This window comes from Streptomyces sp. CBMA152 (assembly GCF_014596475.1).
Lineage (GTDB): Bacteria > Actinomycetota > Actinomycetes > Streptomycetales > Streptomycetaceae > Streptomyces.
In genome coordinates, this window is the sequence record NZ_MECJ01000025.1 from 17,726 (window position 1) to 40,458 (window position 22,733).

20 protein-coding genes are annotated in these 22,733 nt (G+C 71.1%); 8 read left to right on the forward strand and 12 right to left on the reverse strand.

Annotated features, from left to right (window positions below; all coding sequences use genetic code 11):
- Positions 1-170: 170 nt before the first annotated feature.
- The 6 genes from cimA to ureA all read right to left on the reverse strand — a co-directional run bounded on the left by cimA (position 171) and on the right by ureA (position 7,645).
- The gene (cimA, locus tag BG418_RS21535; protein ID WP_188275584.1) at positions 171-1,793 is read right to left on the reverse strand and encodes a citramalate synthase; all 1,623 of its coding nucleotides are present in this window, start codon (positions 1,791-1,793) and stop codon (positions 171-173) included.
- A gap of 283 nt (positions 1,794-2,076) precedes the next feature.
- A complete protein-coding gene (locus BG418_RS21540) occupies positions 2,077-3,402 on the reverse strand; it encodes an MFS transporter (protein ID WP_188275585.1) in 1,326 nt (441 codons plus the stop codon).
- Between the two features lie 80 nt (positions 3,403-3,482).
- Complete coding sequence (locus tag BG418_RS21545; RefSeq protein WP_188275586.1) at positions 3,483-4,100, reverse strand: TetR/AcrR family transcriptional regulator; 618 nt, start codon at positions 4,098-4,100, stop codon at positions 3,483-3,485.
- A 10-nt stretch (positions 4,101-4,110) separates the two neighbouring features.
- Positions 4,111-5,160, reverse strand: a complete 1,050-nt coding sequence (locus BG418_RS21550; protein ID WP_188275587.1) for an agmatine/peptidylarginine deiminase — start codon at positions 5,158-5,160, stop codon at positions 4,111-4,113.
- Between the two features lie 11 nt (positions 5,161-5,171).
- Positions 5,172-6,905, reverse strand: coding sequence for an urease subunit alpha (locus tag BG418_RS21555; RefSeq protein ID WP_188275588.1), 1,734 nt, complete (start codon positions 6,903-6,905; stop codon positions 5,172-5,174).
- Positions 6,902-7,645 carry an urease subunit gamma gene (gene ureA / locus BG418_RS21560; RefSeq protein WP_188275589.1) on the reverse strand — a complete coding sequence of 248 codons (744 nt, stop codon included), beginning with the start codon at positions 7,643-7,645 and terminating at the stop codon, positions 6,902-6,904. The genes BG418_RS21555 and ureA overlap by 4 nt, the downstream gene beginning before the upstream one ends.
- 162 nt (positions 7,646-7,807) lie before the next feature.
- Between ureA and BG418_RS21565 the strand changes: the two genes are divergently transcribed.
- Positions 7,808-9,235: a cytosine permease gene (locus tag BG418_RS21565; protein WP_188275590.1), complete on the forward strand. Its 1,428-nt coding sequence runs from the start codon at positions 7,808-7,810 to the stop codon at positions 9,233-9,235.
- Between the two features lie 158 nt (positions 9,236-9,393).
- Here the strand turns inward: BG418_RS21565 and BG418_RS21570 are convergent, their stop codons facing one another.
- A complete protein-coding gene (locus tag BG418_RS21570) occupies positions 9,394-10,482 on the reverse strand; it encodes a branched-chain amino acid aminotransferase (protein ID WP_188275591.1) in 1,089 nt (362 codons plus the stop codon).
- 236 nt (positions 10,483-10,718) lie between these two features.
- Positions 10,719-11,759 (reverse strand): 3-isopropylmalate dehydrogenase, encoded by a 1,041-nt coding sequence (locus BG418_RS21575; protein WP_067161675.1) that lies wholly within the window; start codon positions 11,757-11,759, stop codon positions 10,719-10,721.
- Between the two features lie 254 nt (positions 11,760-12,013).
- On the opposite strand from BG418_RS21575, the gene BG418_RS21580 reads away from it, so the two are divergent.
- Positions 12,014-13,594 carry a metallophosphoesterase family protein gene (locus tag BG418_RS21580; RefSeq protein ID WP_188275592.1) on the forward strand — a complete coding sequence of 527 codons (1,581 nt, stop codon included), beginning with the start codon at positions 12,014-12,016 and terminating at the stop codon, positions 13,592-13,594.
- 130 nt (positions 13,595-13,724) lie between these two features.
- On the opposite strand, the gene BG418_RS21585 is transcribed toward BG418_RS21580, so the two are convergent.
- Positions 13,725-13,865, reverse strand: a complete 141-nt coding sequence (locus tag BG418_RS21585) for a hypothetical protein (RefSeq protein ID WP_188275593.1) — start codon at positions 13,863-13,865, stop codon at positions 13,725-13,727.
- Positions 13,866-14,072: 207 nt separating this feature from the next.
- On the reverse strand, positions 14,073-14,957 hold the full coding sequence (locus tag BG418_RS21590) for a LysR family transcriptional regulator (protein ID WP_188275594.1): 885 nt from the start codon (positions 14,955-14,957) through the stop codon (positions 14,073-14,075).
- A gap of 101 nt (positions 14,958-15,058) precedes the next feature.
- Between BG418_RS21590 and BG418_RS40580 the strand changes: the two genes are divergently transcribed.
- The 4 genes from BG418_RS40580 (at position 15,059) to BG418_RS21610 (ending at position 19,530) form a co-directional block, all read left to right on the forward strand.
- Positions 15,059-16,060, forward strand: coding sequence for an NADP-dependent oxidoreductase (locus tag BG418_RS40580; protein ID WP_188275595.1), 1,002 nt, complete (start codon positions 15,059-15,061; stop codon positions 16,058-16,060).
- A 109-nt stretch (positions 16,061-16,169) separates the two neighbouring features.
- Positions 16,170-16,517, forward strand: a complete 348-nt coding sequence (locus BG418_RS21600) for a PadR family transcriptional regulator (protein WP_188275596.1) — start codon at positions 16,170-16,172, stop codon at positions 16,515-16,517.
- The gene (locus BG418_RS21605) at positions 16,514-17,278 is read left to right on the forward strand and encodes a hypothetical protein (protein ID WP_188275597.1); all 765 of its coding nucleotides are present in this window, start codon (positions 16,514-16,516) and stop codon (positions 17,276-17,278) included. Before BG418_RS21600 ends, BG418_RS21605 begins: the two co-directional genes overlap by 4 nt.
- Positions 17,279-17,469: 191 nt before the next feature.
- Positions 17,470-19,530 (forward strand): phosphocholine-specific phospholipase C, encoded by a 2,061-nt coding sequence (locus BG418_RS21610; RefSeq protein ID WP_188275598.1) that lies wholly within the window; start codon positions 17,470-17,472, stop codon positions 19,528-19,530.
- On the opposite strand, the gene BG418_RS21615 is transcribed toward BG418_RS21610, so the two are convergent.
- Positions 19,520-20,353, reverse strand: a complete 834-nt coding sequence (locus BG418_RS21615) for a helix-turn-helix domain-containing protein (protein ID WP_188275599.1) — start codon at positions 20,351-20,353, stop codon at positions 19,520-19,522. The genes BG418_RS21610 and BG418_RS21615 overlap by 11 nt on opposite strands.
- A gap of 124 nt (positions 20,354-20,477) precedes the next feature.
- Here BG418_RS21615 and BG418_RS21620 point away from each other — a divergent pair, with 124 nt between their 5' ends.
- Positions 20,478-21,326: an NAD(P)-dependent oxidoreductase gene (locus BG418_RS21620; RefSeq protein ID WP_188275600.1), complete on the forward strand. Its 849-nt coding sequence runs from the start codon at positions 20,478-20,480 to the stop codon at positions 21,324-21,326.
- A gap of 67 nt (positions 21,327-21,393) precedes the next feature.
- Here the strand turns inward: BG418_RS21620 and BG418_RS21625 are convergent, their stop codons facing one another.
- Positions 21,394-21,936 (reverse strand): GNAT family N-acetyltransferase, encoded by a 543-nt coding sequence (locus BG418_RS21625; protein ID WP_188275601.1) that lies wholly within the window; start codon positions 21,934-21,936, stop codon positions 21,394-21,396.
- A gap of 66 nt (positions 21,937-22,002) precedes the next feature.
- Here BG418_RS21625 and BG418_RS21630 point away from each other — a divergent pair, with 66 nt between their 5' ends.
- On the forward strand, positions 22,003-22,707 hold the full coding sequence (locus BG418_RS21630) for a nitroreductase family protein (RefSeq protein WP_188275602.1): 705 nt from the start codon (positions 22,003-22,005) through the stop codon (positions 22,705-22,707).
- Positions 22,708-22,733 lie beyond the last annotated feature (26 nt).

A 22,733-nucleotide genomic window follows, 5' to 3' on the forward strand; every position in this document is an offset into this window, starting at 1 on the left:
CGCCCCGGCCCCTGAGTTCACCTGCGGACCGGTGGGGGCTGGTCGCGCAGTTCCCCGCGCCCCTCAGGTAGTCGGCCGCAGCCGGGGTACTCAGCTCAGCCCGAGATCTTTAGGGGCGCGGGGAACTGCGCGATCAGCCCCCACTCACCCGCAGACGAACCCCGGGCCCCTTACTCCGCCGGAACCACCCCGGCCCGCAGCAGGCCATAGGTGTACGCGTCCTCAAGCGCGCCCCAGGACGCGCCGATGATGTTGGTGGCGACTCCTACCGTGGACCATTCGCCGGAGCCGTCCGTCGTGGTGATCAGGACGCGGGTGGTGGAGTCGGTGCCGTGGCGGCCCTCCAGGATGCGGACCTTGTAGTCGACCAGTTCCAGCTTGGCGAGCTGCGGGTAGATGCGCTCAAGGCCCACCCGCAGCGCCCGGTCGAGCGCGTTGACGGGGCCATTGCCCTCCGCCACCGCCACGATCCGCTCGCCCTTGGCCCACAGCTTCACCGTCGCCTCGTTGGCGTGGGTGCCGTCGGGGCGGTCCTCGACGATGGCGCGCCAGGACTCGACCCGGAAGTACTTGCGGGCCCGGCCCTCCGCCTCGGCGCGCAGCAGCAGCTCGAAGGAGGCGTCGGCGGCCTCGTACGTATAGCCCTTGAGCTCGCGCTCCTTGACGCGGGCGACGACGCGGGCGACCAGTTCGCGGTCGCCGCCGAGGTCGACGCCGAGCTCCTTGCCCTTGAGCTCGATGGAGGCGCGGCCCGCCATGTCGGAGACCAGCATCCGGATCCGGTTGCCCACCAGGCCCGGGTCGATGTGCTGGTAGAGGTCCGGGTCGACCTTGATCGCGGAGGCGTGCAGCCCGGCCTTGTGCGCGAACGCGGAGACGCCGACGTACGGCTGGTGGGTGGCGGGGGTGAGGTTGACGACCTCGGCGATCGCGTGCGAGATCCGGGTCATCTCGGCGAGCGCGCCCTCGGGCAGCACCGTCTTGCCGTACTTCAGCTCCAGGGCGGCGACGACCGGGAAGAGGTTGGCGTTGCCGACGCGCTCGCCGTAACCGTTGGCGGTGCACTGGACGTGGGTGGCGCCCGCGTCGACGGCCGCGAGGGTGTTGGCGACGGCGCAGCCCGTGTCGTCCTGGGCGTGGATGCCGAGCCGGGCGCCGGTGTCGGCGAGGACGGTGGCGACCACGGCCTGGATCTGGGCGGGCAGCATGCCGCCGTTGGTGTCGCAGAGGATGACGACGTCGGCGCCCGCCTCGCTGGCGGCCCGGACGACCGACTTGGCGTACTCGGGGTTGGCCCGGTAGCCGTCGAAGAAGTGCTCGCAGTCGACGAAGACCCGCCGTCCCTGCTCGCGCAGATGCGAGACCGTGTCCCGGACCATCTCCAGGTTCTCGTCCAGCGTGGTGCGCAGGGCGAGCTCGACATGGCGGTCATGGGACTTGGCGACCAGCGTGATCACCGGCGCACCGGACGCCAGCAGCGCCTTGACCTGCGGGTCCGTGGCCGCGCTGCCGCCCGGGCGGCGGGTGGCGCCGAACGCGACCAGCTGGGCGTTCCTGAAGCTGATCTCCTGCTTGGCGCGGGCGAAGAACTCGGTGTCGCGGGGGTTGGCGCCCGGCCAGCCGCCCTCGATGAAACCGACCCCGAAGTCGTCCAGGTGCCGTGCGATCGTGAGCTTGTCCGCGACAGTGAGGTTGATGCCCTCGCGCTGGGCGCCGTCGCGCAGCGTCGTGTCGAAGACGTGGAAGCTGTCGTCGACGCGATGGCTCTCTTCGGATGCCTCGTTGGTCGTCATGCTCGGTGACTCCTGTCGGGTGAGTGGCTCCGGATTCGTCTGGCTCCACTTGCCCCCATCATCGCGTGCCGCTCGCCTCCGGCCGTGGTGGGCCGGGAAACGAAAAAACCCCTCGCGGGTGCGAAGGGTCTGCGCGCGGGTCTGGGGCACGATGTCCGCTGCCGCGGGGGTTTGCCGCGGTTTCAGCGGTCACTGCGGACCGGCGCGCTGCTGTCCATAATCATCATGAAAGCGAGCACGGTCCGCAGTCTGCCATACGCCGCACGAGGGGTGGGCCGGGGTCTCAGGATGCGGGCACCCCGTCCGCCTCGGCGGGAGCGGGAGTGACGGCGGCGGGCGCGGTGACACGGTTCAGGTCGATGTCCCGCGTCTCGCGCATCGTCAGGTACACCACCAGGCTCACCGCCGCGCAGCCCGCCACGTACCAGTAGAAGCCCGACTCGATGCCGCCCTTCTTGAACCACAGGGCCACGTATTCCGCCGTGCCGCCGAACAGGGCGTTGGCGACGGCGTACGGGAGGGCGACGCCCAGGGCTCGGATGCCGGTCGGGAACAGCTCCGCCTTCACGCACGCGTTGATCGAGGTGTAGCCGGTGACCACGACCAGCGCGAGCAGCGCCAGGCCGAAGGCGGGCCAGAACGTGCCCGCGTGCTTGAGCATGGTCATGATCGGCACGGTCAGGAACGTCGAGCCGACCGCGAAGGTGATCAGCAGCGGGCGGCGCCCGATCCGGTCCGAGAGCATCCCGGCCAGCGGCTGGAGGCACATGAAGACGAACAGCGCGCAGAAGCTGACCAGCGAGGCCGTCTGCTTCTCCATGCCCGCGCTCTTGGAGAGGAACTTCGTCAGATACGTGGTGTACGTGTAGTACGCGACCGTGCCGCCCATCGTCAGCGCGACTACCAGGAACGCCTCCCGGCGGTGGCGCCACAGCGCCTTCAGCGTGCCCCGGTCGTCGTCGCGCGCCGCGCCCGACTCCGCGTACACCTCGGTCTCCAGCATCGAGCGCCGCAGATAGAAGACGATCGCCGCGCCGAGCGCGCCCACGATGAACGGGATGCGCCAGCCCCAGCTGTGCAGCGCGTCCTCGGACATCGTGCGCTGCATGACGATCTGGAGGCCGAGGCCGACGAGCTGGCCCGCGGTCATCGACACGTACTGGAAGCTGGAGGCGAAGCCGCGCCGCTCGGGGGTGGACGCCTCGGTCAGATAGGTCGCGCTGGCCGCGTACTCACCGCCCACCGACAGGCCCTGGAGCAGTCGCGCGACGAGCAGGACCGCCACTCCCCCGTATCCGGCCACGCCGTACGTCGGCGCCACCGCGATCAGGATCGCGGAGGCCGACATCAGCGTGACGGTCAGGGTGAGCGCCGCCTTGCGGCCGCGCCGGTCGCCGATGCGGCCGAGGAACCAGCCGCCCACCGGCCGCATGAAGAAGCCGACGGCGAAGATCCCCATGGTGTTCATCAGGTTCGCGGTGTCGTTCCCCTTGGGGAAGAACGCGTCCGCGAAGTACACCGCGAAGGTCGCGTACACGAACCAGTCGAACCACTCGACCATGTTCCCGGCCGAGCCGACCCAGATCTTCTTCCACTGCTCTCGTCCCATGAACGATCACGTTGGCCCAGGTCGGACGGGCCGACAAGGGTGGTGGACGCAACGATAAGGCGTACTTGCGTACGTTGTGTTCAGCGGCCGGTCGCGGGCGCGGCCAGCGACTCGTCCACGAACTCCCGTACGTGGTCGAGCACTTGGGCCCGTCCGGTGCCCGGCAGGCCGACCGCCACATGGACGCTGAAGCCGTCGAGCAGCGCGCGCAGGCGGGCCGCGAAACGGTCCGCGTCGACCGGGCGGAACTCGCCGTGGGAGACGCCCTCGGCGATCAGCGCGACCAGGTCGCGGTGCCAGGCGCCCTCGATGGCGGCCTGGCGGGCGCGGGCCTCGCCGTCGGCGTTCTGCGAGCGGTTCCAGACCTCCAGCCACAGGATCCAGTGCGGATCGCGCGGCCCGTCCGGGACGTACAGGTCGACATAGCCGTCCAGGCGCTCGCGGACCGTGCCCGGCCGCGAGAGCAGCGCCCGGCGCTCGCCGCCGAGCTGCCCCTCGCTCCACTCCAGGGTCTGGAGCAGCAGCTCGTCCTTGCTGTGGAAGTAGTAGAGGAGATGGCCGCTGGACATGCCGACCTCGCGGCCGAGTCCGGCCATGGTCAGGCCGTCCAGACCGCGCTCGGCGATCGTGGCCATGGCGGCGGCCAGCACTTCCTCGCGCGGCGGCGCGTTCCTGCGCGCGCGGGCCGGACCGGCCATGCCACTCCTCCTAGATCCCTCTGGATCCCACCCTGGGCTGCTGCTGGGTGATGCAGTGGATGCCACCGCCCCCCGCGAAGATCGTACGTGCGTCCACGAGGGTCACGGTCCGCTCCGGGAACAGCCGCCGGAAGATCCCGGCCGCCTGCTCGTCCCTGGGGTCGTCGAAGCCGCACAGGACGACGCCGCCGTTGCAGAGGTAGTGGTTGATATACGAGTAGTCGACCCAGCCCTCGTCGTCGGCGACCACGGTCGGGGCGGGGATCTCGACGACTTCGAGGCTCCGGCCCCGGGCGTCGGTCTGGGAGCGCAGCAGCGCCACGTTCTCCTTGCACACCTCGTGGTCGGGGTGGGCCGGGTCGGGCTGGGTGTGCGCGACGACCACGCCGGGGCGGGCGAACGCGGCCACGATGTCGACGTGGCCGAGCGTGCCGTAGCCGTGCGGGGGGTAGTCGGCGGTCAGGCCGCGCGGCAGCCAGATCGCCTTGCGGGTGCCGAGCATGGAGTGGATCTCCGCCTCGACCTCCTCGCGCGTCCAGTGCGGATTGCGCTCGGGCCCGAGCTGCACGGTCTCGGTGAGCAGCACCGTGCCCTCGCCGTCGACGTGTATCGCGCCGCCCTCGTTGACCAGCTGAGACGTGTACGTACGCGCCCCGGCGAGATCCGAGACATACGCGCCGATCTTGGCGTCGTGCTCCCAGCGCGCCCAGTCCTGGGCGCCCCAGCCGTTGAACGTCCAGTCCACGGCGGCCAGTTCCGAGCCGTTGGTCAGGAACGTGGGGCCGATGTCGCGCATCCAGGCGTCGTCGAGCTCGCGCTCCACCAGGTCGATGTCCGGGCCGAGCAGGGCGGCCGCCTCGGCGCTCTGGCCGGGGCCGCAGACGACGGTGACCGGCTCGAAGCGGCGTACGGCCCGGGCGACGGCGGCCCAGGCCGCGCGCGACTCGGCGAGCTCGGCCTCGTTCGGGAACGTGACGTTGGGGCCCGGCCAGGCCATCCAGGTCCGCTCGTGCGGGGTCCACTCGGCGGGCATCCGGAAGCCGTCGGCGGCAGCAGTCATGAGAGGGATCCTTACAGGAAGTAGAGGCGGTTGAGGGAGACGGACTCGGCGGGCTCGGAGCGCAGCGGGTCGCCGTCGAGGGTGACCAGACCGGTGCGGCCGTCCACGTCCACGGCTCCGGTACGGGAGTTGAGCAGCAGGTCGGCCGGGCCGATGCCCCGGGTGCCGCGCACGGCGACCCGGCGCCGGCGGGTCGGCATCAGGTCGCCGCCCTGCTCGACGGCGGCCCGGGCGACGAAGGCGACGGAGAGCTCGGCGGGCGTGGCACCGTGGGCGCCGAACAGCGGGCCGAGGACCAACGGTTCACAGGTCTCGGTGGCCGCGTTCGGATCACCCGTAACGCCCCACGCGGGGAAGCCGGACTTGAGCACCATCTGCGGCTTGGCGCCGAAGAAGGCGGGCCGCCACAGCACGATGTCGGCGAGCTTGCCGACCTCGATGGAGCCGATCTCGTGCGAAAGGCCGTGCGCGATCGCGGGGTTGATGGTCAGCTTGGCGATGTAGCGCAGCACGCGCGCGTTGTCGTCGCCCTCGCCGTCGCCCTCCATGGGGCCGAGCTCGGCCTTCATCTTCCCGGCCATGGCGAAGGTGCGGCGCACCGTCTCGCCCGCACGGCCCATGCCCTGGGCGTCGGACGAGGTGATGCCGATCGCGCCCAGGTCGTGCAGCACGTCCTCGGCGCCCATCGTCCCGGCCCGGATGCGGTCGCGCGCCATGGCGGCGTCGCCGGGCAGATCGGGCTTGAGGCCGTGTACGGAGACGATCATCCCGTAGTGCTCGGCGACCGCGTCCCGGCCGAACGGCAGGGTCGGGTTGGTGGACGAGCCGATGACGTTGGGCACGCCCGCCATCTTCAGCACATTGGGTACATGCCCGCCGCCGCACCCTTCGATGTGGAAGGCGTGGATCGTACGCCCCTCCAGCACGCGCAGGGTGTCCTCCACCGACAGGCACTCGTTGAGGCCGTCGCTGTGCAGGGCGACCTGGACGTCGTGCTCCTCGGCGACGCGCAGGGCCGTGTCCAGGGCGCGGGTGTGCGCGCCCATGTCCTCGTGCACCTTGAAGCCGCAGGCCCCGCCCTCGGCCAGCGCCTCCACCAGCGGGGCGCCGTCGGAGGACGAACCCCGGCCCAGGAAGCCGATGTTGACGGGCCAGGCGTCGAAGGCGGCGAAGGCGTTGCGCAGCGCCCAGGGCGAGTTGACGCCCACGCCCCACACCGGCCCGAACTCCTGGCCGATGAGCGTGGTGACCCCGGAGGAGAGCGAGGCCTCCATGATGCGCGGCGAGAGCAGATGCACATGGGTGTCCACGGCTCCGGCGGTGGCGATGAGCCCTTCGCCGGAGACGATGCTGGTCCCGGTGCCGACGACGACGTCCACCCCGTCGAGCGTGTCCGGGTTCCCGGCCCGCCCGATCGCGTGGATACGGCCCTCGCGGATGCCGATGGAGACCTTGCGGATGCCGAGGACGGCGTCGATGACGACGACGTTGCTGATCACGACGTCACAGGTCTCGCGGACGGCCGCGGCCTTCAGGTGCAGCCCGTCGCGTGCGGTCTTGCCGAACCCGGCGAGGAATTCGTCGCCGGGGCGCTGGGCGTCGGACTCGACGCGGACGGTGAGCCCCGAGTCGCCGAGCCTGATCCGGTCCCCGGCCCGGGGTCCGAAGACGGCCGCGTACTCCTGCGGGTCGATATGGCGGCTGCCGGGCGCGCAGTGGTCGCTGTGACTGCTGGGCCTGCTCATGCGGTTCCTCCTTCGGGGCCTTCGGTGACGCTTTCGCGGACGCCTTCGGGGACGCCTCCGGGCACGCCGAGATAGCCGCAGGCGGCGGCCCGGCGCAGGGCCTCTTCCTTGGCGCCGGGCGCGTCCAGCGGCCCGTCGACCAGTCCGGCGAAGCCGATGGCGATCCGGGCGCCGCCGATCGGGACGAGCCCGACCTCGCCCTCGCCGCCGGGGTCGAACCGGACCGAGGACCCGGCGGGTACGCACAGCCGCATCCCGTACGCGGCGGCGCGGTCGAAGTCGAGACGCGGGTTGGCCTCGAAGAAGTGGAAGTGCGAGGTGACGCTGACGGGGACGGCGGCGGTGTTGCGCACGGTCAGCCGGACGGCGGGCTCGGGGTCCGGGCTCTGCGGCCCGGGCAGTACGGCGCCGGGCGCGTCCTCGCCGAGCGGTTCGCCACCTCGGATCGGCGCGGGGACCACGGCGAGCCGCGAGCCGTCGTCGAAGACGGCCTCGACATGCACCTCGGTGACCACGTCGGCGACGCCCGGCAGCACGTCGTCGGGGCCGAGCACGCTCCGGGCCGCCGCGATCGCGTCGGCGAGCCGGTGCCCGTCGCGGGCCGCCTCGCAGACGGTGTCCGCGATGAGCGCGGTCGCCTCCGGGACGTTCAGCTTCAGGCCGCGCGCCCGGCGGGCCCGGGCGAGCTCGGCGGCGCCGAAGAGCAGCAGCCGGTCACGTTCTGTAGGGGTAAGTCGCACGCACCACACCTCCGATTAGAACACCACTCTAACCGCATAAATCCGTGAGACAAGGGGTTGACGCGTCCAGCGACGATGGCCGACATTGAACGCCACTCAAATAACCGGAACGTCGAAATCAGGCCATCGAGCGTCACGGCCGTCGAGCGTCAGGGGCAGCCCATGCAGATCGAACAACGCGGAGTCGACACGATCCCGGAGGCGGAACGCACCAGCGGCCCCCGCGATCTGGTGTCGATCCTGCTCGGCTCCAACCTCTGCCTCGGCGTGATCGTCTTCGGCTGGCTGCCGGTCTCCTTCGGCCTCGGCTGGTGGGCGTCGGTGACCGCGATCGTCGCGGGCACGCTGGTCGGCACGCTGCTCACCGCCCCGCTGGCGCTGGTGTCCCTGCGCACGGCGACGAACCTGTCGACGTCGTCGGGCGCGCAGTTCGGCGTACGCGGCCGCCTGGTCGGTTCGGTGGTCGGCCTGCTGCTGTCCCTCGGCTACACCGCGCTCACGGTGTGGATCGGCGGCGACGCGATGACGGGCGTGCTGCACCGCCTCTTCGGCCTGCCGACGGGCGGAGTCTCGTACGGGATCGTGTACGCGGTGCTGGCGGCGGCGACGGTGATCGGCGCGGTGTACGGGTACCGGGTGCTGCTGCGGCTGTCGCGGTTCCTGGCGTTCGGGATGACGGCGCTGCTGGTCCTGGGCGTGGCGGCGTACGCCCCCCACTTCACTTCGGCGGCGCTCCCGGACGCGGGCGGCTACCTCCTCGGCTCGTTCTGGCCGACGTGGCTGCTGGGGCTGGTGGCAGCGGGTCTGAGCGGCCCGATCGCGTTCATCACGCTGCTCGGCGACTACACGCGCTACATCTCCCCCACCCGCCACACCCCGCGCCGCGTGCTCCACGCGACGTGGCTGGGCCTGGTCGCGGGACTTCTGGTGCCGCAGCTGTTCGGCACGTTCACGGCGTACGCGGCGCGGGCGGCGGCGGACTACGCGGGCCCGCTGGTCGCCGCGTCCCCCGGTTGGTACCTGGTCCCGCTCCTGCTCGCGGCGTCGGCGGGTTCGGTGGGCAACGCGGGCCTGATGCTGTATTCGATGGGCCTCGACCTGGACGCGATCCTGCCGCGTGCGTCGCGGACGCAGGCGACGTTCGCGGTGGCGGGGGTGGCGACGGTGTGCGTCTTCGCGGGCCATTACGCGTGGGACGCGCAGGCGGCGATGACGTCGTTCGTGCTGCTCCTGACGGCGATAGGCACGCCGTGGGCGGTGATCACTCTGATCGGCTTCGTCCGCTGCCGGGGTGTGTACGACGCGGACGCGCTCCAGGTCTTCAACCGGCGTTCGCGGGGCGGGGTGTACTGGTACCGGGGCGGGTGGAACTGGCGGGCCGTGGTTGCGTGGGCGCTCGGCGCCGGGGCGGGCCTGCTGGCGGTGTCGTTGCCGGGCTACGAGGGTCCGCTGCTCCGGTTCACGGGCGGGGTGGACGTCAGCTTCCTGCTGTCGGGGCTGGTGGGAGGCGCCACGTACGCGACCCTGACCCGAGGCCGAGTCCCCCACCCCACCCCTTCCCTGAACCCTCCGGGGGTGGAGGTGAGTTGAGGCCCGCGTTTTGCCTGCCGGCCGGTGGGGGCTGGTCGCGCAGTTCCCCGCGCCCCTTGATGGGCCCGGAGGGCCCTCTTAGGGGCGCGGGGCTGTGTCGATTTGCGGCTCCGCCGCGTGGGCGCGAGCAACCCAGCACGATCCGCAGGTGAAAGCCCCTAGCCCAGGGGGTGCATCCAGCCGTGCGTGTCCGCGGACCGGCCCATCTGGAGGTCCAAGAGCGCCTGGCGCAGACGCATCGTGACCTCGCCCGGCTCACCGTCCCCCTGCGTCCAGTTCGCCCGGGCCGACTTAACCGAACCCACCGGCGTGATCACCGCGGCCGTACCGCAGGCGAACACCTCCGTCAGCGTCCCGGCCTCGTTGTCCCGCTTCCAGTCGTCCGTGGAGATCCGCCCCTCCTCCGCCGTGTAGCCGAGGTCACGGGCGATCTTCAGGAGGGAGTCGCGGGTGATGCCCGGGAGCAGCGAGCCCGTCAGAGAGGGTGTCACGATGCGGTCGCCGTACACGAAGTACAGGTTCATCCCCCCCATCTCCTCGATCCACCGGTGCTCCACCGCGTCCAGCCAGACCACCTGGTCGCACCCGTGCTCGGCCGCCTCGGCCTGGGCGACGAGGGACGCCGCGTAGTTGCCGCCGGTCTTGGCCGCGCCCGTGCCGCCCTTGACGGCCCGCACGTACTCCTCGGAGAGCCAGACCGAGACGGGCTTCACGCCGCCCGGGAAGTACGCCCCGGCGGGCGAGGCGATCACGATGAACAGGTACTCGTTGGCCGGGCGCACACCCAGCCCGACCTCGCTCGCGATCATGAACGGGCGCAGGTACAGCGACGCCTCGCCGGTCGACGGCGGCACCCACGCCTTGTCCTGCTGGATCAGCGCGTCACAGGCGCCGATGAACAGCTCGTCCGGCAGCTCGGGCATCGCCATCCGGCGGGCCGAGGCGCGGAAGCGCTCCGCGTTGGCCTCGGGGCGGAAGGTCGCCACCGTACCGTCGGGCTGGCGGTAGGCCTTCAGGCCCTCGAAGATCGTCTGCGCGTAGTGCAGCGTCATGTTCGCCGGGTCCATCGACAGCGGCGCGTACGGGACAAGCTCCGCGTCGTGCCAGCCGCGCCCCTCGGTCCACTTCACCGTCACCATGTGATCGGTGAAGTGGCGGCCGAATCCGGGGCCGGCCAGGATCGCGTCACGCTCCGCGTCCGACAGCGGGTTCGCGGAGGGCTTGAGCTCGATCGTGGGCGTCGTCATGGTTGCGTGTCCTTCACCGGTTGTGTGGGTCGGACCGCAGCCCGCACGTCCCCTACTGCTTGGACGTCCGAGCTTTCCGCATGCCGCGGTCCCACGTTCGATTATCGCTCGTGCGGGACCATGACAGAAGTGGTGTGGTTGCGGCCCGGGAATGATGGTGGCACCCCGGGGCCGTACAGGAAAAGCCGCCGGGTTCTGGTGCGACCCGGCGGCTTTCGTGAGGAAGAGCGCTCGGGTCAGCCCGATACGCGTACGGCGAGCGCGTCGCCGATCTCGTCCGTGGTGCGGGCGGAGCCGTCCCGCGCGGCCAGATCGGCCTGGACGGCGTCCTCGATCCGGGCCGCCTCGGCCTCGTAACCGAGGTGGCGCAGGAGCAGGGCGACCGAGAGGACCGTGGCGGTCGGGTCGGCCTTGCCCTGGCCCGCGATGTCCGGCGCCGAGCCGTGCACGGGCTCGAACATCGAGGGGAACGCGCCGGTCGGGTTGATGTTGCCGGACGCGGCCAGGCCGATGCCGCCGGTCACGGCCGCGGCGAGGTCGGTCAGGATGTCGCCGAAGAGGTTGTCGGTGACGATCACGTCGAAGCGCTCGGGCTGGGTGACGAAGAAGATCGTCGCGGCGTCGACGTGCAGATAGTCGGTGGTGACGTCCGGGTACTCCTTCGCCACCGTGTCGAAGATGTTCTTCCACAGGTGGCCGGCGAAGACGAGGACGTTGTTCTTGTGGACCAGCGTCAGCTTCTTGCGCGGCCGCGCCTGGGCCCGCGCGAACGCGTCCCGCACCACCCGCTCCACGCCGTACGCGGTGTTGACGCTGACCTCGGTGGCGACCTCGGCCGGCGTACCGGTGCGCAGCGAGCCGCCGTTGCCCGTGTACGGGCCCTCGGTGCCCTCGCGGACCACCACGAAGTCGATGTCGGGACGCCCGGCCAGCGGGGTCGCGGTGTTCGGGAACAGCTTCGACGGGCGCAGGTTGATGAAGTGGTCGAAGGCGAAGCGCAGCTTGAGGAGCAGCCCGCGCTCCAGGACGCCGGACGGCACGCTCGGGTCGCCGATCGCGCCGAGCAGGATCGCGTCGTGGGTCCTGAGCGCTTCGAGCTCCGCGTCCGGCAGGGTCTCGCCGGTGCGGTGCCAGCGCCGGGCGCCGAGGTCGTACTCCTTGGTCTCCAGCTTCACGTCCGCCGGAAGGACCGCGTTCAGGACCTTGAGGCCCTGCGCCACGACTTCCTGGCCGATGCCGTCACCGGGGATCACTGCGAGATCGATGCTGCGAGACATGGAAGCACCGTACTCCGCGTCCCATTCGTTGACATGTCGAGTCCACCATGCGGACACCCGTCGCTCCCCCGGACGGTGGAGCCGGTCCGGGCCCGGTAGTGCTCAACGGCCCGTACGTAGTTCCTCCGGGCGGCCGCCGAATGGCTGGACAAGGTGATGTGCGGGGAGATTCGGGGGAGTTGCATGGGGAGCTGTATGCACCCCGTTCACCTGTTGGTGAGATTCGCGTCGCCTGGGAAGAGGACGTTTCGGCCATGGACATCCCTCGTTTCGGTATACCCGAGAAGCTCGCCGGCCGCATGACCATGGCCGAGCAGCACGAGTACCTGCGGACGCGTCTGACCAGGCGCGGCGTACTGCGTACTTCCGTGGCGACCGCAGCGATCGCCGGTGCCGGGGTGGGCACCGGACTGGCCACGTCGTCGCCGGCCTACGCCGCGCCCACCGTGCTCACCTCGCGCAACTCGGCGCCGCAGGTGGACGGTTCGCTGGTCGCGCCGTTCGGCCGCCACCTCCAGTACGGGGCGGACGCCAAGACCCAGATGACGGTCTCCTGGCAGGTCCCGTTCGCGGTGCGCCGTCCGTACATCCGCATCGGCCTCAAGCCGTGGTCGCTCAGCCACCGCATCGGCGCCGAGGTGCGTCACCTCACCACGCCCGCGCTCAACGGCGGGAAGATCGCGGCGGCCGAGCAGTACTACGTGCACGCCGGCCTGGAGCGGCTGCGGCCCGGCACCACGTACTACTACGGCGTCGGCCACGACGGCTTCGACCCGGCGGACCCGCGCAACCTGGGCACGCTCGGCACCTTCACCACCGCGCCCGAGCGCGCCGAGTCGTTCACCTTCACGGCCTTCGGCGACCAGGGCGTCAGCTACCACGCGCTCGGCAACGACCAGCTGATCCTCGGTCAGAACCCGTCGTTCCACCTCCACGCGGGCGACATCTGCTACGCCGACCCGTCGGGCTCGGGCACCTCGGGCGACACCTACGACGCCCGCACCTGGGACCAGTTCCTGGCCCAGACGGAGTCGGTCGCCAAGACCGTGCCGTGGATGGTGACCACCGGCAACCACGACATGGAGGCCTGGTACTCGCCCGACGGCTACGGCGGCCAGAACGCCCGCTGGTCCCTGCCGCGCAACGGCCCGGACCCGGTGAACCAGCCCGGCGTCTACTCGTTCGTGCACGGCAACGTGGGTGTCGTGGCGCTGGACGCCAACGACATCTCGTACGAGATCCCCGCCAACTTCGGGATCAGCGCGGGCAAGCAGACCCAGTGGCTGGACCGGCGTCTGGCCGAGCTGCGCGCGGACCGGAACGTCGACTTCATCGTGGCGTTCTTCCACCACTGCGCCTTCTCCACCACCAACGGGCACGCCTCGGACGGCGGCGCGCGCGACGTGTGGGTGCCGCTCTTCGAGAAGCACCAGGTCGACCTGGTCATCAACGGCCACAACCACGTGTACGAGCGCACTGACGCCATCAAGGCGAACGCGGTCGGCCGCAAGGTCCCGGTCGGCGAGCGCACCGACCCGACGCGCGACGGCATCGTCTACGTCACGGCCGGCGGCGCGGGCCGCTCGCTCTACGACTTCCCGGCCCCCGACAGCTACGAGGGCCACGTCAAGGACCAGGAGAGCGTCCCGACGTACCACTGGGCCAAGGGCGGCGCGAAGGTGAAGGAAACGGTGGAGTGGTCGCGCGTGCGCTACACCGGCTACTCGTTCCTCGCGGTGGAGGTGTCGGCAGGCCGCCACCCGTCAATGAAGGTCTCGGCCCTGGCAGAGTCCGGCGCGAGGATCGACCACTTCGAGATCAGCCGCGGTAGGTAGGGGCAGAGGTCAACGGTCCCCCCGCGCCCCTAGGCCTTCGGCTTTTAGGGGCGCGGGGCTGTGACATTTTGCGGCTCCGCCGCGTGGGCGCGACCAGCCCCCACCGGCCCGCACCCGACAACGCGCGCAACTACCCGCGCCCATGCCCGGTCGCACCCCCGTTGTCACGGCGGTCAAGCGCGCGCTGAAGCGCGGCCGCCGCGTTCTTGCGGTCGGCATCGCTCGTACGGGAAGCGTGACGGACACGGCGGACGTTCATCGTCTCGGACATGAGGGATCGACTCCTTGAGATCACGGGGATATCAGGGCGCCGGAAGGGGCGGGGAGCGCTGCCGCAGGGGTTGCCTGCCAAGGGGCACCGCGCTCGCGACCGCCATTCGCTGGATCTAGCGAGACGTTCGGCTTCTACAAAGCTAAGGGAGGACCCCGCTCCTGTCTCCACAATTACTCGGACTTCCTACTATCTGAGACGGCGGCTTCAGCGCCGCAGCGCCCGCAGCTCCCGGATCAGGGCGCGTACGGCGACCGTCGAGGCGAGCTCGGGCGTGGTCACATAGCCGACGTCCCGCGTCGGGCGCTCCGGACCGAGATCAGTGATCTCGACCGTGTGCGGTGCTCCGACCAGCGACAACTCCGGCATGATCGCCATACCGAAACCACTGCTCACCATCGAGAGCACTGCTCCGTCATCCTCGGCCCGAACCGTCGCCGCCGGGATCCACTCCTGACCGGCCCACCACTCCCTGGTGTACGAGGTGCAGTTCTCGGTCCAGTCCACCAGCGGCAGCGAGCGCGGCGCCGGGTGCCCGGCCGGGTGGACCAGCGCATACCCCTCCTCCAGCAGGACGCCCCCGACCAGCCCCGACGGCACCGGCGAGGTCGTCCCGATCGTCGCGATGCCCAGATCCGCCCGCCCCGCCGCGACCTCCCCCGCCGTCCCCGGCCCCACCTCCCGTACGAGCCTGACCTCGGGCACGATCCCGGGGTGGCGGGCAGTGAGCCGTTCCAGGGCGGGCGGCAGCAGATGCAGCGCGGCGCTGCGGAAGGCGGCGATCCGCAGCGGTCCCGCCACGGTGTCGTCGGCCGGATCCGGCGCCGCCCCGCGCGCCTCCGCCACCAGCATGTCGAGAAGCCGCAGCACTCGCCGGGCATGAGCGGCGGCCCGCACCCCCGCAGGTGTCGGGGCCGCGCCGCTGCGACCCCGCTCGAAGAGCACCGCGCCGATCTTCGCCTCGCTGGAACGCACCGAGTGCGAGACCGCCGACTGGGCCATACTGAGCCGCGCTGCGGCGCCGGAGAAGCTGCGCTCCTCCTCGACCGCGACGAGCACCCGTAGTTCACGCGGGGCGAGATCGTTCGGCATGGGGCTCCCACCTGGACGTATGAGCGGAATTGATGGATCGGCACGTTCCATCGACGCAACCCCCTGCCCACCCCGCGCATTCCTGCCTACCGTCCTCATCCATGACGACGACCTCGATCACCGTGCACCAGACCGCCCGCCCCACGGGCCTGCCGACCCCCGACGACTTCGCCTTCGTCGAGGCCCCGGTCCCCGACCCGGCGCCCGGCACCGCGCTGGTGGAGAACCTCTACCTCTCCGTGGACCCGTACCACCGCGAGGCCATGGACTTCGATCCGCTGCACGAGCCGCTGGAGGGCCGCGCGCTCGGCCGTGTCGTCGCCTCCCGCGACCCCGGGCTGCGCGAGGGCGACCTCGTCTTCCACCGCCAGGGCTGGCGCACCCACGCCCTGGTCACCCTCGGCACGGACGGCACCCGCACGATCCGGTCGTACGAAGGCGTCCCGCTCTCCGCGCATCTGGGCATCCTCGGCGGCACCGGCCTCACCGCGTACGTGGCGCTCACCCGCACCCTGCAACTCCGGCCCGGCCAGGACCTGTTCGTCTCGGCGGCCGCGGGCGGCGTGGGCACGGCGGCGGGGCGGATCGCGCGACTGCTCGGCGCGGGGCGGATCGTGGGCAGCGCGGGCTCGGCCGCGAAGGTCGGCTTCCTGACCCGAGTGGTCGGCTACGACGCCGCGTTCGACTACCACGACGGCCCGGTCGGCGAGCAGCTGGCGAAGGCGGCCCCGGAGGGCATCGACGCGTACGTGGACAACGTGGGCGGCGACCATCTGGAGGGCGCGATCTCGGCACTGCGTGATCATGGCCGGATCGCGTGGGTAGGCGCGGTCGCCCAGTACAACAACCTCGCCACACCGCCCGCCGCGCCCCGCAACCTGTACGACGTGGTCGAGAAGAGCCTGCGCCTGGAGGGCGTGCTCGTACGCAACCACCGGGACGCACAGGGCGAGTTGGAGGAGTTCCTGGTCCCGCATCTGCGGTCCGGACGCGTGACCTCGGACGAGACGGTCGTCGACGGGATCGAGCGGACGGTGGAGGGCTTCATCGGCATGCTGCGCGGCGGCAACACGGGGAAGATGCTGATCCGCGTCGGCGAGTAGCCCGCCGCCCGCTCCCGAATCGCCGCCACCCCCTCACTCATCGCGTACCCCCTGGTTCGACACCACCACCTAGGTTGCATTCCTATCTAGCTGGTGGTGGAATACATGCATGGCCGCAGACCGCAGATCCAGCTGGCTCAAGGGCGTCCTTGACCTCCTCGTCCTCACCTGTCTGACCGAGGGCGAAAGCTACGGCTACGAGATCTCCAAGGCCCTGGCCGCAGCCGGACTCGGCGAGATCAAGGGCGGAACGCTCTACCCCGTACTGAACCGACTCGAAGAGGCCGGGCTCGCCGTCGGGGAGTTCCGTGCCGCCGAGCGCGGGCCGGGCCGCCGGTACTACCGGCTGACCGACGACGGGCACCGGGCACTCGCCGAACAGGGCGCGTCCTGGCTGGAGTTCCACACCGCCGTACAGACCATGCTGAAGAACGCGACATCAGGGGGAACCGCATGACCGGGACGGACGAGGCCGCACGGCCCGACTACTTCATCGAGCTCGCCGCCTGGCTGCTGACCGGGGGCATGTCCGAGGAGCAGGCGACGACCACCGTCGCCGAGCTCACCGGGTATCTCACGGAGACCGGATCGACGGACGCGTACGAGGAGTTCGGCGATCCCAAGGACTTCGCGGCCCGGCTCACCGGGGGCCGGGCGGCCGAGGAGCCGGCCGCCGAGGCGGAGACCTGGAAGTGGGCCACCGACATCTACACCGACCGCAAGCACCTCAACCACTACGGCGACCAGGGCTGGGAGGTCGAGGGCCTGGACCGGCTCGGCCGGTTCGTGTGCCGCCGCGACCCGTCGGCGGCGCTGCGCTGGGAGTACCGGCGCGAGGCCGCCAACAACCCGGCCGAGCGCGAGTCGGTCACCGCGACGCTGGCCCCGGACGGCTGGGAGCCGTGCGGGCACTGGATGCTCTTCATGTACTTCAAGCGCCCCAAGGCCGCGAGCGCCGGTCCCGCCGCCGAGCTCGACGAGCTCGTCGCGCCGCCCGCCAAGCAGCTCTTCCTCAGCCGTACCTACCGGGGCAAGCTGAAGCAGATGGCCGCGGGCGCGGTGGCCTCGGGCACGGTGACGGCCGTGGCGATCCACTACGCGGGCGACGGCATCCTCCCGTTCTTCTTCGTTGCGGCGATGCTCTCGGCGGTGATCGGGACGGCGTTCGGCTTCCGCCGGATCAAGCGCGAGGTCGCTGCGGGCGTCGAGGACGTATGACCGCGAGCGGTGAGCGAAACCGGTACGAGAACACACATCCGGCCACCGCGTTACGCAAACATACCGCCCGTTGACCGAGTGTTCACCCTTCTCTCCCGCTAGAGGTATGGCTTCATACCTTTGGACGGTCCACCCTTCTGCTCGGTGTGCCACCGGGGCACAAGCAGGCCAAGAGGGCGGGCGGTTCGGGAATGACACCGATCAGTCGTAGAGGGTTCGTGGCACTGGGCGCGGGCGTGGCGGCGGGCGCCGTACTGCCCATGGGGACGGCCTGCGCGGCCGGGGGCACGGCGGTCACCGGCACGGCGGTCACCGGCACGGCCGCCGCCTCGGCCACCGGCACGGTCAAGGACGTCAAGCACGTGGTGATCCTGATGCAGGAGAACCGCAGCTTCGACCACTACTTCGGCCGCCTCAAGGGCGTACGCGGCTTCGGCGACCGCAGCGGGATCCTGCTCTCGGGCGGGCAGTCGGTCTTCAACCAGCCCAACGGGCTGAACCGGCAGTACCCGTGGAAGCTCAGCTCCACCCCGGCCTCGGGCGGCGTCGACGGCGAGACGCTCGCCCAGTGCAACGGCGATCTGCCGCACAGCTGGACCTCGCAGCACTCCGCCTGGAACAAGGGCCGGATGGACAACTGGGTCCTGGGCGTCGGCAACGTCCGCTCGCTCGGCTACCTGGACCGCGACGACATCCCGTTCCACTACGCGCTCGCCGACAACTACACCATCTGCGACGCCTACTTCAGCTCCGCGATGAGCGCCACCGGCCCCAACCGTACGTTCCTGTGGAGCGGCAAGGTCGACGCGGCCAGCAAGGACGGCGGCGACGAGTCGGGCCTGACCTGGGAGACGTACGCGGAGGCGCTCCAGCGGGCCGGGGTCAGCTGGAAGGTGTACCAGAACGCCAACGACAACTACGGCGACAACGGTCTGGCGTACTTCACCAGGTTCACCAGCGCCCCGGCCGGCGACCCGCTGCACGACCGGGGCATGTCCTCGGTCCCGGCCACCACCGGCTCGACTCCGGACGACATCGCCGCCGCCATCAAGGCCGACGCGCTCGCGGGCACACTGCCCCAGGTCTCCTGGGTCGTCGCCAACCAGGCGTTCTCCGAGCACCCCTACGCCCCGCCCGGTGACGGCGCGCACTTCGTCGACCTGGTGTACCGGGCGCTCGCGGCCAGCCCCGAGGTCTTCGACTCGACCGTCCTGTTCCTCAACTACGACGAGAACGACGGCTTCTTCGACCATGTCCCGCCGCCGTCACCGCCCGCGGGCGCGGCCGGGGAGTTCGTCAGCGGCGTTCCCATCGGCCTCGGCTTCCGCGTGCCGATGCTGGTGATGTCACCGTGGACGCGCGGCGGCTGGGTGTCGTCCGAGGTCTTCGACCACACCTCGGTGCTGCGCTTCCTGGAGACCTGGACCGCCGCGCTCGGCACCCCCGCCACCTGCCCGAACATCAGCCCCTGGCGCCGCAAGGTGACCGGCGACCTGACCGGCGTCTTCGACTTCACGAACCCGGTCTACGGCGTCCCGTCCGGCCTGCCCGCCACCAAGGCGCTCGGCGTGAACTGCGGCCCGCTGCCCAACCCGTCGCCGCAGAACAACGCGCTGCCCGTGCAGGAGAGCGGCACCCGCCCGGCCCGCGCTTTGCCGTACCAGCCGGGCGGCAACCTCGACCACTTCGAGTACGGGGCCGCGGGCAAGGTCCTGGCCTGGTTCACCATGGCCAACCAGGGCGACCCGGCGACCTCGGCCGCCCACTTCTCCCTCCAGCCCAACGCCAACCGCGACACCACGCCGTGGCAGTACACGGTCGACCCGGGCGGCACCGCCACCGACTACTTCAACATCGGCTTCGGCTTCGGCAGCGGCAAGTACGACTTCACCATGGTCGGCCCCAACCGCTTCCAGCGCCGCTTCACCGGGGACGCGAACGCGGCCGGCAAGGCGATCGAGGTCGCGGCCCGGTACGGCGTGGAGAGCGGCACCGGCAAGATGGCGATCTGGTTCAAGATGACCAACACCTCCTCGGCGCCGGTGACCTTCACGGTCAAGCCGAACAACTACCGTACGGACGGCCCCTGGACGTACCAGGTCGCGGCGGGCGCCTCCACCGAGGACTACTTCAACGCGGTGGCGTACCAGAACGGCTGGTACGACCTCACGATCACGGCGGACGTCGACTCGACGTGGTCGCGGCGCTACACCGGCCACATCGAGACCGGCGACACCTCGGTCAGCGGCTGACGGTGAGGTCCTGGAGGCCCACCACCCGCAGCAGTTCGAGCCGCTGGTGGGCCTCCGTGCCGGGCCGGGCCGAGTGCACCACCAGGTACTGGCCGTGCTCGGAGCTCAGCAGCACCTCGCAGTCGAGCTCCAGGAGGCCGACCACCGGATGGACGAACCGCTTCACCTTGGAGCGCCGCACCGCCACCTCGTGCTCGTCCCACAGCGCCGCGAACTCCTCGCTGGCCGCGCGCAGTTCGGCGACCAGGGCCGCCGGTCCCGGGTCGTCCGGGCGGGCCGCGAGCACCGCGCGCAGCTGGCCCACATGGTTGCGGGCGTGCTCGGCGTGGTCCTCGGGCGGGAAGAGCCGGCGCACCGAGGGCTCGGTGAAGTAGCCGCGGACGATGTTCCGGCCGGGCATGGCCTCGCCGACCAGGGCGGCCGCCATGGCGTTCTGGGCCAGCACCTCGCCCCAGTCGCTCATCACCTGCGCGGGCGCGTCGTGCAGCCGGTCGAGGATCAGCATCAGACCGGGGCGCACATGGACCGAGCCGTGCCGCTCGCGCGGCGGCTCCTCGCCCGCGAGATGGAAGAGGTGATCGCGCCCGTCCTGGCTCAGCCTCAGCGCCCGCGCCAGCGCGGTCAGCATCTGCCGGGACGGGCGCGAGCCGCGAGCCTGCTCAAGCCGGGTGTAGTAGTCGACCGACATCCCGGTGAGCTGGGCGACCTCTTCCCTGCGCAGCCCCGCCGTACGCCGCCGGGGCCCGGCCGCCAGGCCCACGTCCGAGGGTTCCAGACGGGCCCGGCAGTGCCGCAGGAAGTCCGCGAGTTCTTCTCTGTCCACGCCCACATCATGACGGTCGGTCCCGACCCGTAACCAGGGAGTGCCGCTCCCTGGATACGTACGTCCCTCCCGCCGTCGGCCACCTCGCGCCAGCCTTGGGCCAGGCAACCGAGAGGAGCGGACCATGCGGATTCTGGTGACGGGCGCGACGGGCCAGGTCGGTCGGCGGTATGTGCCGAGGCTGTTGCAACGGTCCGACGTGGTGCGCGTCCTGGTGCGCGACGAAGCCCGTGGCCACGCGCTCGGCGCCCATGAAGTGGTGGTCGGCGACGTACGGGACGCGGAGTCGGTGCGCAAGGCGCTGGCCGGGGTCGACGCGGTGGTGAACCTGGCGGTCGCCTACCGCGATGTGCCGGAGGAGGAGAACCGGGCGGTCAACGGCGCGGCGGCCATCGCGCTCGGCCGGGCCGCGCTGGAGGCCGGGGTGAGCCGGTTCGTCCAGGTGTCCTCGAACCTCGCGTACGGGCTCGGGCGAGGGCGGCCGCTGACCGAGGACGACGAACCGCGGCCCGGCGGCCCGCTGTGGGGCCCGTACTCGGAGTCCAAGGTGGCGGCCGAGGCCGGGCTGCTCGCGCTCCACCGCGACCACGGCCTCGACGTACGCATCGGCGTGCTCGCCTTCGTCTACGGCGAGGGCGACCCGCACCTGGCGGCGTCGGTGTACTGGGCGTCCCAGTGGGCCGGACACCAGCGGCTGCCGATGGTCCACCACGCGGACGTGGCCCAGGGGTTGACGCGACTCCTCTACGCGCCCGGCGTCGCGGGCCGCAAGTACAACATCGCGGACGACAGCCCCGTGACGGCGGTCGAACTGCTCCAGCTCAACGGGGTCGAGGTGCCGCCGGAGCTGGCCGAGCGCACCGACCCGGACCCGTTCTACACGATCGTGTCGACGCTGCGGATCCGGGACGAGCTGGGCTTCCGCCCGCTGTACCCGTCGGTGTGGACGGCACGGGACGCGGGGGTTCTGTAACGCCGTTACAGAGTTACGGGGCGGCGGTACGGCACGGGGGTCCGTACCGCCGCCCCGCGCAGCACTCTCACAACACGTCGCCGTCGCGCCAGTCGAAGATCAGCGGCTGCGCGGGGTCGGGCAGCGGACGGCCCGCCGCCGCGCGGACGTACGTGCTGCCCTCCTCCTCGGCGAGCCGCACCACCCCGTCCGGGCTCAGCACCTCGATCCGCCCCTCCCAGACCTGCCAGCCGCGCGCCCGGTAGAGCGCCACGCCGTCGTCGGACGCCGAGAGCGCGCCGAACTCGTACGCCTCGTCGATCACATGCTCAAGCGCGGCCATGACCCGCCCGCCGAGCCCCTGCCGACGGCGGTCCGCGCGCACGGCGACGGCCTCGACATAGCCGATGCGGTACGAACGGCCGCCGTGCAGCACCCGGCGCATGATGACGCTGCCGTGCGCGGCGAGCCCCGACTCGTCGTCGAGGAAGGAGTGGACACCGCCGAGACCGTGGTCCCAGTCCTCGTCGCCGAAGTCGCCCTCGAAGGCCGCGTCGAGCAGCGCGCGGATCCTCGGCAGGCCGTCCGGGCCGAGCTGCGAGGTGTGGGCGGTGTGCTGTGACTCAGTCATGCGCCCACTGTGGCAGGCCGGTTCGCGATCTACCGTGCCCGGCGGCCGTGCCGCAGACTCGGTGGCATGTCACCGTCGACAGAGCAGCGGTGGACGCCCACCCACGGCGATCCCTACCGCCCCGTCCCCTACCGGCCCGACCGGATGCCCGCCACCGAATCCCTGGCGCGGGCGGCCGAGCTGCGCGCCACGATGGACCGGCGCCGGACCGTACGGCAGTTCTCCACCGACCCGGTCCCCGAGCAGGCGATCCGCGACGCCATCGCGTGCGCCGCGACCGCCCCGTCGGGCGCGCACCAGCAGCCCTGGACCTTCGTACTCGTCCGCGACCCCGAGGTGCGGCGGCGGATCCGTGAGGCCGCCGAGCACGAGGAGCGCCGCTCCTACGACGGCCGGCTCGGCGAGGAGTGGCTGGCGGCGCTGCGCCCGCTCGGCACCGACGCGGTGAAGGCGCATCTCACCGACGCCCCGGCCCTGATCGTCGTCTTCCAGCAGCGGTACTGGCTGGCCGAGGACGGCACCAAGCACAAGCACTACTACGTGGACGAGTCGGTCGGGATGGCCGTCGGCATGCTGCTGTCGGCGCTGCACCAGTGCGGACTGGCCGCGCTGATCCACACCCCGAGCCCGATGCGGTTCCTGTCCGAGGTGCTCGGCCGGCCCGTCAACGAGAAGGCGTTCGCGGTGATCCCGGTCGGGTATCCGGCGGACGACTGCCAAGTCCCGGACCTGGTCCGTAAGTCGCTCGATCAGGTACTGATCGAGATCTAACCACTGAACAAACATTGACAGGTTAT

Coding starts and splice junctions, on each gene's coding strand:
- BG418_RS21575 (WP_067161675.1), bottom strand. CDS start 11,759: ATGTCTCGCAGCATCGATCTCGCAGTGATCCCCGGTGACGGCATCGGC.
- BG418_RS21610 (WP_188275598.1), top strand. CDS start 17,470: ATGACACCGATCAGTCGTAGAGGGTTCGTGGCACTGGGCGCGGGCGTG.
- BG418_RS21630 (WP_188275602.1), top strand. CDS start 22,003: ATGTCACCGTCGACAGAGCAGCGGTGGACGCCCACCCACGGCGATCCC.
- BG418_RS21605 (WP_188275597.1), top strand. CDS start 16,514: ATGACCGGGACGGACGAGGCCGCACGGCCCGACTACTTCATCGAGCTC.
- BG418_RS21570 (WP_188275591.1), bottom strand. CDS start 10,482: ATGACGACGCCCACGATCGAGCTCAAGCCCTCCGCGAACCCGCTGTCG.
- cimA (WP_188275584.1), bottom strand. CDS start 1,793: ATGACGACCAACGAGGCATCCGAAGAGAGCCATCGCGTCGACGACAGC.
- BG418_RS21625 (WP_188275601.1), bottom strand. CDS start 21,936: ATGACTGAGTCACAGCACACCGCCCACACCTCGCAGCTCGGCCCGGAC.
- BG418_RS21565 (WP_188275590.1), top strand. CDS start 7,808: ATGCAGATCGAACAACGCGGAGTCGACACGATCCCGGAGGCGGAACGC.
- BG418_RS21580 (WP_188275592.1), top strand. CDS start 12,014: ATGGACATCCCTCGTTTCGGTATACCCGAGAAGCTCGCCGGCCGCATG.
- BG418_RS21540 (WP_188275585.1), bottom strand. CDS start 3,402: ATGGGACGAGAGCAGTGGAAGAAGATCTGGGTCGGCTCGGCCGGGAAC.
- BG418_RS21585 (WP_188275593.1), bottom strand. CDS start 13,865: ATGTCCGAGACGATGAACGTCCGCCGTGTCCGTCACGCTTCCCGTACG.
- BG418_RS21550 (WP_188275587.1), bottom strand. CDS start 5,160: ATGACTGCTGCCGCCGACGGCTTCCGGATGCCCGCCGAGTGGACCCCG.
- BG418_RS40580 (WP_188275595.1), top strand. CDS start 15,059: ATGACGACGACCTCGATCACCGTGCACCAGACCGCCCGCCCCACGGGC.
- BG418_RS21600 (WP_188275596.1), top strand. CDS start 16,170: ATGGCCGCAGACCGCAGATCCAGCTGGCTCAAGGGCGTCCTTGACCTC.
- BG418_RS21545 (WP_188275586.1), bottom strand. CDS start 4,100: ATGGCCGGTCCGGCCCGCGCGCGCAGGAACGCGCCGCCGCGCGAGGAA.
- BG418_RS21555 (WP_188275588.1), bottom strand. CDS start 6,905: ATGAGCAGGCCCAGCAGTCACAGCGACCACTGCGCGCCCGGCAGCCGC.
- BG418_RS21590 (WP_188275594.1), bottom strand. CDS start 14,957: ATGCCGAACGATCTCGCCCCGCGTGAACTACGGGTGCTCGTCGCGGTC.
- BG418_RS21620 (WP_188275600.1), top strand. CDS start 20,478: ATGCGGATTCTGGTGACGGGCGCGACGGGCCAGGTCGGTCGGCGGTAT.